The sequence below is a fragment of the Paenibacillus sp. DMB5 genome (genome assembly GCF_001517085.1).
In the GTDB taxonomy this organism is placed as follows: domain Bacteria; phylum Bacillota; class Bacilli; order Paenibacillales; family Paenibacillaceae; genus Paenibacillus_AQ.
The window spans coordinates 35,063-46,770 of sequence record NZ_LRAC01000014.1 but is presented as its reverse complement, the minus strand read 5'-3'; the positions used below and the strand labels follow the sequence as shown (position 1 = coordinate 46,770).

Sequence of the window (11,708 nt, the reverse complement as noted above, 5' to 3'; positions counted from 1 at the left end):
AAGTGTATTATTCACCAAATCCGCAGCTCCACACGGTACGTGTCTTACAAGGATATTAAGAAGGTAACAGCCGACTTAAAGCCGATTTACAAGGCAGCTACCGAGGAAGGTGCCTTGCTTGAACTCGACCGTTTCGAGGAAGTCTGGGGAGCGAAATATCCCCTCATTATCCGTTCCTGGCGGACCAATTGGGACGAACTCGCTACCTTTTTCAAGTACCCGCCTGAGATCCGCAAACTGATCTACACCACCAATATGATTGAGAGTTACCACCGTCAACTTCGAAAAGTGACGAAGGGAAAGAGCATCTTTCCTACAGATGAAGCCTTGCTGAAAATGCTCTATCTGGCTACCGTGGATGTTACTCGAAAATGGACAGGACGTGTCCAAAACTGGGGCCAAATGCTGCTCCAGCTGTCGGTCTTTTTCCCAGACCGGGTTGGTCAACACTTGCGTTAGATTCGCGACTTCCCCCTCGGGGGAAATCTGTGCTTAAAAGTGTTTACACAAAATTATTGACAGACCTATTCAGCTCTTATTGAACAGTCCATAACAAATAAATTACCAGTTCATGTACATCTAGTGAGTGGAGAAAAGTTTGAAGGAATTTGTGAAAACAGCTTCAGTGAAGATATTATTCTTATAGATACTGGGTTTGGAATTTTAGGGTTTCCATTCTCTACAATAAAGTGCATTGTAAAAATATAATTTCACACAAGATTTATTAATCATGAAGGCATATATCTATCCTTAAATACATCTACTAAATCTACAATTGTTCTCCCAACCATGATTATAAATGATTGCTCTGGCCAACGATTGTCAAGATTAGTTCGTTAGAACATTTTTGAGTACACTCCTTAGTTCATGTCCACCTCCCCCCTTACAATAGTGACTACATATTAGTCCCCCCTCATTTATGAATTGAAGCAAATGTTATTCATAATTATGTGTTGTTTTCCATAAATAAAAAGTTCATTTAATGAAGTGTGAGTAGCATTTTTATAGTGAAAAGAGCCTGTTTCTCCCTAGTAATCTAGAGAAACAGGCCTTTTTGGATTAATTATTCGAATACTAAACGTTTTACAATTAATATTACTGCACAAATTATCGAATCGTAGAAATTTAAACACAGATTAGTAGAAAAATAGTCATTGTTCTTTTAAACTTATGATAATATGCATGAGTAGCATAGAGCTTAAAAGTTAGTTTAAATATCATTAATAAAAAACTTTTGAAGGTTTAATTGCACTTTAATATCATTAATAACATTGACTAAACCAGGAACCCATAATAAAGTATCCTGTCTAATATAGCTCACAACTAACTCATAACTCTGTTCAAATCTCTCTTTATGAGGACTATTTTCATTATTTAAAATCTCTCTAACTTTATTCGATAAATCAATATATTCATCATGAATAAGGTTCTGTTTATTTACCTCTGAAGGGTCCAATTTAGACCAAGCAAACGCACCACCATCTACAACTTCATCAGACCCTTCAACATACTCAATTGAAGAATCTTCTCTTATAAATTCGTCTATTCGTGTTTCCAATTCTTTCATAGAATTAATAAGACTAATTATATCTTCTATGATAAAACACCTCCTATGTATATAAGAAGATGTGATTCAAACTTTAAAAAAGTACTAATCACAACTTATAAATATTATGAATACTCAACCATATAATAATATCTTACCGTCATTGAGTAAATATGTATGTTATAATATATTTCCAAAATATTTAAATATAAATAATATTATCGAACAAAGCACTTTTAAGCGTTGTATTTCTTATAATGACTGATAAAACCCAAAAAAGTCATTGCTCAAATGTTGAGACAATGACTCCTTGTCCTTTGCGTTATAGTTTATTCTATACTTTAAATTTCGATACGGCATTCGTTAAATTTGACGTAATTCCAGCCATCTCTTGCGAAGAAGCAGCTATGGCTTCGATTGCAGCTAATTGTTCTTCTACTGCTGCAGAAGTTGTTTCAGCTCCTTCAGCCGTTTGTTTAGAGATACCCGCCAATTCTGTTACCGTTGCTGATATTTCTTCTGTGCTGGCAGACATTTGCTCAGTTACTGCAGATATACCCTGAATCTGGTCCACAATATTGGAAGTTGAACGTTCGATATTACCAAAGCTCATTGTTGCCTCTTCACTAATTCTTAGACCTTCATTAACTTTAATTTTAACATCGTTATTCATATAATTTTTTGATTGTTCAATTAAAGTAAGCATCATACCTAAAGTATGGGCAATTACATCAGCTGTCTGTTTTGTCTGGTCTGAGAGTTTACGGACTTCGCCAGCTACGACAGCAAACCCAAGTCCGTGCTCACCTGCCCGTGCCGCTTCAATTGATGCGTTTAAGGAGAGCAGATTAGTCTGATTAGCAATTTCAGCAATCGCTTCATTCAATCTGCCAGCATCGCCTGATAACTTAGATAACTCTGCCATCAGTTCACCTGCCTTAGCTACAGAACCTAAAATTTCATCCATTTGCATTCGGACACTGTTTATGGTCCGGCTGCCCTCTACCACTTCCTGCTCCGTCTGGTTAGCAGCATTAACGATGACTTCAACTGATTCCGCGATAACACCCACACCTCGAGCCATCTCCTCCATCGCACTTGCTGCTTCTACCGAGGAATCTGCACTACGGATAGATGCCTCTGCTGTTTCCTGAGTAGTCTCTGCCACATGTTTTACAGAATGAGCAGTTTGGTCTGTGCTTTCCTTAATTAAATGTGAAAACTCATTTAACATGTTTGTTGTTTCATTAATCTCATTAACTACCATTTGAACCGATTCAGCCATCTGATTAAAATCTTGAGCCAACTCACCAAATTCATCTTTTGTATTCAAATCGATTCTAGCCATCAAATCTCCATCGCTAATGGCACGAACTCCCTTTTTAAGTTTAGTCATGGCTGTCAAAAATACTCGTAGTATTACGAAAATCATCAATCCTGATAACAGTATTGATATTCCCATTACCAACAAACTTCTGTTTAGGATAGGCCGGGCAGCGTCAGTATAATCACCGGTACCAACCATTCCGTACATTTTCCATCCTGTCATTGGTTCGGTACTGCTATAAATCTCCAGTTCTATATCACCAAAGTTAACAATGTCTGAGGAAACAGCAATCTCACTACTTGAACTAGGATTAGGAAGGCCGTTCATTTCTTCAAGTGGTGCATTAGACACCACTCCTAAAGAATCGTTTTCTGTCAGATGAACATCCGCTTCTTTTACAATAGATTTTGATGAATCATTTGTTTGTTCAGAAGATGTCAATGCTTCAAATGTATCGCCTAACTTAAGTCCCCAAACATCAAAAATCATCGAAGAACCAGCGACAATTTTGTTTGATTCGTCTACAATCACCATGTTCCCGGAGTGACCAATAGCAACACTTTTAAATGAACTCGCCAAACGGTCTAAATCCACATTTAAAGTCATACTACCCTGTCCATCAGGAAGGGATTTAGCTAGAGAAATTATCCATTTGCCCGTAGTAGTGTTTTGTACTGGTTCTCCGATATAAACTTTTGACGTATCAGCCATTGATTTTTGATACCATGTCTGTTCTCTTGGGTCATAATCAGTAAATTCTTCTTGAGGATAATTAACATAATTACCCTGTTGATTACCGATAATAATACTACTGACTTCTGGATGTGTACTAACTATGATATCAAGAAACGCCCCTGAATCACTCTGAGTTTCTGCTGCATCAGAGGAGAAAATTTGCACATATTCATCCAAGTTATTCATGACTGGCATCATGTACTGCCCGATATTTGTGCGAGTTAGTTCCATCGTATTAACAATAGAATCACGAATCTGTGCTCGAACTTCATCTTTTGCACTCTTATAAGATGAGTATCCAATTACTGCACTGGGAATCAGAAGAACTGCTAGAAAAGAAGTAATTAACCTTCCTCTTATTGTCTTCCATTCTCGGGCAATGGTCTTCAAAAAAAATCTAAGTTTGTCTTTCCAATTTTGCAATGATGGATTAGTTGTACTGTTTTTATTACTTCCCATATAGAAAGGATTCCTCCTATAGAAACTTGCTAAATTAATCAAATTTCTCTTTATTTTGGATTATGTATTTCTCTTTTATTAAAGTTGTCTAACATTCATTAATTAAAGTCTTATGAAAATATACTAATGGTCTATAAAAGAATAGAATCGATTAATACATTTTCTCATAGGCAATTTTTATACCTATCCTTCCGTTATCTAAAGATTAAGTTAACATTTATTCATACAATACTAATCCTTCTGAATTCCACATAACCGTGCAATTCCTACCATTATTTTTAGCCTGATACAATGCTATATCTGCCCTTTTCTTTAAATTATCAATATTCTTCTCTTCTTTAGGAATAATTGATGCTACCCCGGAGCTCATCGTTACATACTGATTTTCTATTGACTTAGCATGAGGAATCTGTAAATCAATTACTTTCATACGCAACGTTTCTGCAATTTCAAATGCATCGTCAGCCCTCTTACCTGGTAGGATTATTACAAACTCCTCTCCACCGTACCTTGCAGCAACAGCTTCATAAGAACTAAGTACCTGTTTTACTGCATCCGATATCAGAACCAGACATTGGTCGCCCATAATATGGCCGTTATGGTCGTTGTATGATTTAAAATAATCAACATCAAACAAAATTAAAGCTAGTGGCTGTTTCTGTAAATAATGTTGTTCCCAATATTCGCTTAGTTGCTTTTCAAAATAACGCCGGTTAAATAAAGTCGTTAAACCATCTACATTTGACCACAACTCTAATTTTTCTTCATATTCTTTATTCTTAGTAATATCTGTACGAATCACGATATATTGGTGCGGTTTATTATTATCATTCAAAAAAGGGACAATCGTTGTATTTACCCAGAAGTAACTCCCCTTTTTCGATTGGTTACGTATATCCCCTCGCCAAACCTCCCCTATCGACACGGTCTTCCACATATCTTCAAAAAATTCTTTAGAGTGATATTTGCTATTAAATAACCGTATATTCTTACCAATCAGTTCATCGAGGGGATAACCAGAGAGATTACAAAACTGATTATTAGCATAGATAATATTTGCTCTACTATCTAAAACTTCAATCAAAATTGACTCATCTAATGCAAATTTGATTTCTTTAAAATGCTTTATTGTTTTCTTCATTTTCTGTTCATTCACTATACGTTCAGTAATATCTTTGTATTCCATAATTATTTCTGAAACTTCACCATTCTTTATAACAAAAGGCCTAAGGATGCATTCTAGATATTTTATATTTCCATCTACGTTTAAACGTATTTCAATTTTATCCGTATTTCCTTCTCTAAATATCTTACAAGCTGAGTTACATAGCACCAAAATGTCATGAGGGTGCATTATATCCATCCAGTTAGTAAAGTTGCTACTACGCATTATTGAAGGCTTTTCACCAAGTAAGGATGTATTACAATAAATAGCCCCTTTTCGATTAACAATCACAAATCTATCTCCTATATAAGATAGAAGGTTTTTCTTTCTTCGCTCTCTTAATGTGCAGTTTTTATGAATCACCGTTATGATTAGCAAAAACAATCCTACTAAGGTAGCAAAGGATATTATTTCAACCGTATAATTGTATTGCACTGTTAATCTCCCACTATTTTGTATAGGATATTCACGCTCCATTTAATAAAAAAACACTTCCTGAATCTGCAAATTGTTATCCTCTCTTGAGTCTAAAAACTCCCCATTCTCTGTATAAAAAATTGCATCGTGGCCAAATGGATAAATAAAAACAACCCTACATATCCTACCATCAACCAATCTAACCTTTTGTCCAACTAATCTATCAATCATATTGTTTACAAATACCGACAGTATCTTCGCATCCATTTCTCCATACGCGAATTTTTTCATCTGATTAATCACTTCAAAAAATGGCATACTTTCATGATAAACACGCTTCGAAGACATAGCATGAAAGATATCAGCAATCATAACAATCTTGCTATGAAAATGAATATTGTTCCGCTTTAATCCATATGGATAACCTTTTCCATTCCCTTTTTCATGATGCTGAAGAGCAACAAGAGACACATTGTGTTTTTCACCAAATGTGCCTACCAATAATTCATAACCAAAAATAGTATGTTTTTTCATAATATCAAATTCTTCAGTTGTTAGTTTAGCAGGTTTATTCAAAATCTCATTAGGAATTTTCACCTTACCCACATCATGAAGTGTGGCTGCCAAAGTGAGTAAAGATAGTTCCTCTTCCTCTAAATTCAACCAAGTTCCTAGAAGAGTAGCTATAGCTCCAACAGCAATATTATGTTGATAAGTGTAATCATCTTGACTTTTGAGTGTATCTAAAAGTTCGTAAATACTTGTGTTAGCGACAAACTCCCTTAATTCTGGAACCAACTTAGAAGTTAGTTCATTGACAGGAATTTTCGAACTGGAGCCTATATAATCAAACAGCTCTAAAGACTTATTAATCATGCCTTTCATTTGGTTTTGTAAAATAGTTGCTTTGTCCTCAATAAGAGTGATATCTAGAATATCAACATGATGTTTTGATATAAGGGTAAGATGCTCTTCTAGTAATATCGTTTGAGCTGGAATTATTGTTAATCCATTTGGAGAGGTAACGTCATTCTTCAGTTTCCTTCCTAATAATCTTTGCATAAGTTCCCTTCTATCTCATTAAAATTTAAATCAATCCAATTCAAAACCATTCCAATAAATCTCAAACGCTTGATTTAACTGAATAGTACTTAATTTGAATGGGACAATAAGTAAAGAATCTAGGTATCCACTAAGAAATGAGAAATAAGACATTACATACATTTCAATAGGGTGCTCAAGTTTTTTTTGTCTCATAGCTCGATTGAATAATTCTATATACAATTCTAGTAAAGTTCTCCCACTTCCTAAAATATTTGTACTATATGCGCTTTCCATTCCTAAAGGTGCAAAGAAACGAATCCTTTGCCAGAATTTCAGTTCTAAATCATGAGTAGAAAAGAAATCATAATATGAAATAAATGCATCATACAGAGTTTGCTTTAAATCAATCTCCTTTTCCAATTTTTCTTCGTTCAGTTCCCAACTAATACGAGCAAGCATTTCATTGACTAACAAAAGAAAAATAGCCTCTTTACTTTCATAATGATGATAAATAGATGCTGGCTTGATTCCAACTTCATTTGCAATATCTCTCATTGTCGTTGCTTCATACCCTTTTAGCGCAAATAATTTGAAGGCAGCTTCTTTTACGCTATTAGCCGACAAATTTCTCAACTCCAATCTAATTAACGTTCGTTAGGTTTTTGTCTCAGAATTGAGATTATTGACCTTTTTATCATTATCGGACATTTAATGTTAACTTTCTAGGGGGCAATTTGCAGTTCACTAATTATTCATTAAATTTAGTTTCATCTGATATAAATTCCTATCCTGTATCAATTATAATTTTAACCTTCATAAGATTTGATTATCTTTTCCATAATCTTTAGTTTTCTTCGACTATTTATAACTCATTCTTTAAACCATTAACTGCAAATTGTAGGATTGTGATGATGTAGCTTTTGAAAATTATGTCTCATACATAATAAATAATAAAATTGTTCAAAATAATGGATACTTTAGAAGGAGGTGTATTGGATTGTTCTTCAAATGGTTAAAACAAACATTTAAACCAGCAAGAGAAACCCAAAATAATCAGAGTGGAAAGCAAGGGAAAGAACAAGGCGATAAAACAGATACAAATTCACATGATTTTTTTTCTTCTTCATTAGACAAAAACATCTCTACCCTAAAATCTGTTTTTGGGCAGAGTCCTGATTTTGTACTCAATGAATTGATGGGGATGAATGGACAAGTTCTACCAGGTGCTGTTTGCTTTATCGATGGATTGATTGACACCACCTTGTTACCCGAATTAATGGAAACTGTAATTAAAGAACTCAGTAGTGATGACTCCATCAATATTACAAGTTTGAAATCAAAATTACCAACAGGGAATACACAAATTTTGCTTACGAAAAATGATGCCTTTAAGACTATATTATCTGGAGGTGCATTGGTTTTACTACAAAATAATAATTGTATGATTGGGGCTTCAATTGCTGGAGGCGTTCGTCGTTCCGTGGAAGAACCTACTTCTCAAACTGTTATTCGTGGTCCTAAAGAAGGATTTACCGAAGAACTATCCGTTAATCTTGCACTTCTCAGACGCAAACTTCGAACCCCAGCTTTAAAATTTGAACAACATATTATTGGGACGTATACACAAACCCGGGTTGTCGTCGCTTATCTCGAAGGAATCGCTCGGCCTGAGGTTGTTGATGAAGTAAATGCACGTCTAAGGGCTATTGATACAGACAGTATCCTTGAAAGTGGATACATTGAAGAAATGATACAAGATGCCGCAATCACTCCGTTTCCAACTATGCTTAACACAGAACGTCCCGATACGGTGGCCGGTAGTATGCTCGATGGTATGGTAGGAATTTTAGTAGATGGAACGCCGTTCACTCTAATAGCTCCGGTAACTTTCTTTAACTTTTTCCAGTCCAGTGAGGACTACTATCAGCGTTATGACATTTCAACTTTTCTCCGCGTAATCCGGTTAATGTCGTTTTTTGTAGCATTACTACTCCCATCCCTTTATATAGCTGTAACTACTTTTCAACAAGAGATGATACCTACAACCCTACTAATTACACTTGCGGGACAGAGGGAAGGCACCCCCCTTCCAGCTTTGTATGAGGCACTAGCCATGGAATTGATATTTGAAGTTATAAGAGAAGCTGGCGTTCGTATGCCAAAAGTCATTGGGCCGGCCATTTCAATAGTCGGAGCGCTCGTACTTGGGCAAGCTGCTGTTCAGGCTGGTCTGGTTTCTGGAGCCATGGTTATTGTCGTGTCTTTTACAGCTATCGCAAACTTTGTCATTCCCGCAATCAATATGGCTTCAGCCGTCCGACTGATGCGTTTTGCCTTAATGATACTAGCTGGCACTTTCGGTCTATTTGGCATATTAGCAGGACTTATTCCATTGCTCGCTCATCTCGTATCACTGCGTTCATTCGGAATTAATTATTTCATGCCATATGCACCTTATTTTAAATCAAATATGAAGGATTTAATACTAAGAGTACCCTGGTGGGCTATGAAGACAAGACCGAACAGGAAAGCTGGGCCCAATAAATACCGCCAAGCGCCAAATCAATATCCAACCAGTTCAGATGAAACCAAGAAATTATTTTCTGAACAAGCGCAACAGCATAGGAGGAAATAAAGAATGATGCGGAACTGCTTAGTTGCATTTGTTGCCGTTATTACTTTGATGTCATTAACGGGATGCGGTAGAGCAACCGAACTGAATGACCTTAGTATTGCTACGGGTATAGGAGTTGAAGGCAGTGATGGAAACTACTCTGTCACTTATCAAGTCAGCGTAGCATCTTCTAGTTCATCAGCATTGGGCGGCGCGTCAGGTAGTGGGTCGCAGGCAGGTGTCCACGTATTTACAACAAAAGGTAAAACAATTCAAGAAGCAATATCAAGGAGCGCGGTAGAAGAACCACGGAAAATATTTTTCGCTCATAACAGCATCCTCATTTTAAGTAAAGAAATCGCCGAGAACGGAATAACTCCCATCTTTGACTCTTTTTTTCGGAACCCTGACTTTAGAGAAACAGCTCATGTACTTGTAACTGAAGGAAAAGCCAAAGACATTTTAACTAAAAACATTCCCCCTGAGAAGCAACCAGGTCGAGCACTTTCAGAGATTATAGAGAAAGAACGATATCTCGTATCGTTCTATCCAACTTCTACTGTGTTTGAGCTTGCTTTAGCCATAACCTCGCCATCTAAAACAGGTGCTGTTCCTGAAGTTGGTATATCTGGGGAGAATGCGAAAGAACTAGAATCTTCAGAATCCATGACAAAGACCTCACAACAAGCTAAGTTAAGGTTGACAGGACTCATAATTTTCAAAGGTGACCGAAGTGTAGGGAGGATGAATGCAGAAGAGAGTTTGGGACTATCGTGGTTAACCAACCGAGTTAAAGGCACCACTCTTTCTTTCCCCAATTCAAATGAGGCCATAAATAAGAATCAGTCAGCAGTAAAAATCCTTAAATCGAAAGTTAAAATCACTCCTGTAAAAGGACCTTTTCATTATTCCATAAAAGTAAAAGCTGATGTGACTGGAGAACTCACAGAAACCACGACACAGGAAGAATTAAGTGAAACTTTAGGTATAGATATACTCAAGCGAGAAATTGAAAAAGTGATTCTGAATCAGATGGAAATGGCTTGGGCTTCTAGTAAAGCAATGAATGTCGATATTCTGGGAATTGGTAATATGATTCATGCACAAAACCCCAAAGAATGGCACAAGCTCAAACCAGTTTGGGAAGAAGAATTGGCTCGTATCGACATGAATGCAGAGGTTAAAGTTGATGTCGTTAGAACACGATTATTCATTAATTCATTCCAAGAAATGATGAAAAAAACTCTTGAATAAATGTAAAGTTGAAAGGAGGCCAGTTGTGTGGCTAATAAATCCCATGTTCGTGTTTCTGAATTAGCGACTACTCTCGCATTATTTGAAGTTGGAAGCACAAGCTTATTTCTAATTGGCGGAGATGCGAAACAGGATGCATGGCTTGCAATGTTTGTAGGAGCTTTAGCCGGTCTTATCCTCCTGTTGATGCATTTGATAATACACCGGACAGACCCTGGGCTGGATTTATTTCAACTAAACCGCCGGTATACAGGAAAATATCTTGGAGGAGTGATTAATCTCGCCTTTATAGGGTATTTTGCACTCGAAGCTTCTAGAAATCTGCGGGATATGGGAGAAGTAACATTAACTATACTGCTGTCTGGTACTCCATTATGGTCAGTCATGTTAATTGTTGTATTGGTTGTATCTAATACGGTACGTTACGGACCAGAAGTATTATTTCTGATGTGTATGGTGCTCCTTCCCTTTATAACAATCGGATATATCTTTATTGCCATAATGGTGATGGCAACCCACTTGATACATTTTGACCATATGCTGCCTGTATTAGAATACGGCTGGGGGCGAGTTTTTAAAGCAGCAATACCCGATATCCTCTCATTTCCTTTTGGTCAAGTTGTAGTATTTCTTTCGTTTTACCCTTTAACGTCAAATAGGTCTCGAATAGTGCCTAAGGTCATTGCTGCTTACTGTGCCAGTGCGTTATTCTTAATTATTTTAAATCAGATAAACATTCTTGTGCTAGGACCTGTAATAGCTACGAATAGTGCACTTCCATTATTACAAACCGTACAGTTAATTCAACTAACAAAGGTAATCGAAAGAATTGACCCTGTTTTTACCATGATACTTTTCCTTAGCCTTGGTATCAAACTTGCTGTATTTTTTAATGGAGCCGTAGCAGGCATGACAAGAGTTACAGGATTCACCCACAAGAAAATGACTCTTTTTATTGGAGTTATTATTTATATACTCGCATTTCTTTCCCCTACATATACTGAATTCATAAAGGTTGGCAGGGAAATTGCAGTAAAATATTGGTGGCCCGTGTTTCAAATCGCTCTGCCAGCACTCCTGTTAATTACAATGTATTTACGAAAAGGCATAAGGCAAAGAGGTAAAACCTGAACCATAACTCATACTG

At 36.5% G+C, this 11,708-nt stretch carries 9 protein-coding genes; 4 read left to right on the top strand and 5 right to left on the bottom strand.

Translation table 11 applies throughout. The annotated features are described in order from the left end of the window. Positions 1 to 459 (top strand): transposase (locus tag AWJ19_RS03560; RefSeq protein WP_198536460.1); only part of this gene is annotated, 459 nt, incomplete at its 5' end. A 751-nt stretch (positions 460 to 1,210) separates the two neighbouring features. Here AWJ19_RS03560 and AWJ19_RS03555 read toward each other — a convergent pair. From AWJ19_RS03555 to AWJ19_RS03535, 5 genes are all read right to left on the bottom strand, one after another. Further along, entirely contained in the window at positions 1,211 to 1,567 is a 357-nt protein-coding gene (locus tag AWJ19_RS03555; protein WP_068721636.1) for a hypothetical protein, read from the bottom strand. 313 nt (positions 1,568 to 1,880) lie between these two features. Next, positions 1,881 to 4,067 (bottom strand): methyl-accepting chemotaxis protein, encoded by a 2,187-nt coding sequence (locus tag AWJ19_RS03550; protein WP_068721635.1) that lies wholly within the window; start codon positions 4,065 to 4,067, stop codon positions 1,881 to 1,883. Between the two features lie 217 nt (positions 4,068 to 4,284). After that, positions 4,285 to 5,709 carry a GGDEF domain-containing protein gene (locus tag AWJ19_RS03545; protein WP_068721633.1) on the bottom strand — a complete coding sequence of 475 codons (1,425 nt, stop codon included), beginning with the start codon at positions 5,707 to 5,709 and terminating at the stop codon, positions 4,285 to 4,287. After that, positions 5,710 to 6,711: an HD-GYP domain-containing protein gene (locus tag AWJ19_RS03540; protein WP_068721630.1), complete on the bottom strand. Its 1,002-nt coding sequence runs from the start codon at positions 6,709 to 6,711 to the stop codon at positions 5,710 to 5,712. Positions 6,712 to 6,741: 30 nt separating this feature from the next. Continuing rightward, positions 6,742 to 7,317, bottom strand: a complete 576-nt coding sequence (locus AWJ19_RS03535) for a TetR/AcrR family transcriptional regulator (protein WP_068721628.1) — start codon at positions 7,315 to 7,317, stop codon at positions 6,742 to 6,744. 373 nt (positions 7,318 to 7,690) lie between these two features. Between AWJ19_RS03535 and AWJ19_RS03530 the strand changes: the two genes are divergently transcribed. The 3 genes from AWJ19_RS03530 to AWJ19_RS03520 are packed head-to-tail and all read left to right on the top strand — an operon-like array spanning position 7,691 to position 11,692. After that, entirely contained in the window at positions 7,691 to 9,328 is a 1,638-nt protein-coding gene (locus AWJ19_RS03530; protein ID WP_068721626.1) for a spore germination protein, read from the top strand. 3 nt (positions 9,329 to 9,331) lie between these two features. Further along, on the top strand, positions 9,332 to 10,561 hold the full coding sequence (locus AWJ19_RS03525) for a Ger(x)C family spore germination protein (protein WP_068721624.1): 1,230 nt from the start codon (positions 9,332 to 9,334) through the stop codon (positions 10,559 to 10,561). Positions 10,562 to 10,588: 27 nt separating this feature from the next. Next, positions 10,589 to 11,692: a GerAB/ArcD/ProY family transporter gene (locus AWJ19_RS03520; RefSeq protein ID WP_068721622.1), complete on the top strand. Its 1,104-nt coding sequence runs from the start codon at positions 10,589 to 10,591 to the stop codon at positions 11,690 to 11,692. Positions 11,693 to 11,708 lie beyond the last annotated feature (16 nt).

Coding starts and splice junctions, on each gene's coding strand:
- AWJ19_RS03555 (WP_068721636.1), bottom strand. CDS start 1,567: ATGAAAGAATTGGAAACACGAATAGACGAATTTATAAGAGAAGATTCT.
- AWJ19_RS03545 (WP_068721633.1), bottom strand. CDS start 5,709: ATGGAGCGTGAATATCCTATACAAAATAGTGGGAGATTAACAGTGCAA.
- AWJ19_RS03550 (WP_068721635.1), bottom strand. CDS start 4,067: ATGGGAAGTAATAAAAACAGTACAACTAATCCATCATTGCAAAATTGG.
- AWJ19_RS03540 (WP_068721630.1), bottom strand. CDS start 6,711: ATGCAAAGATTATTAGGAAGGAAACTGAAGAATGACGTTACCTCTCCA.
- AWJ19_RS03525 (WP_068721624.1), top strand. CDS start 9,332: ATGATGCGGAACTGCTTAGTTGCATTTGTTGCCGTTATTACTTTGATG.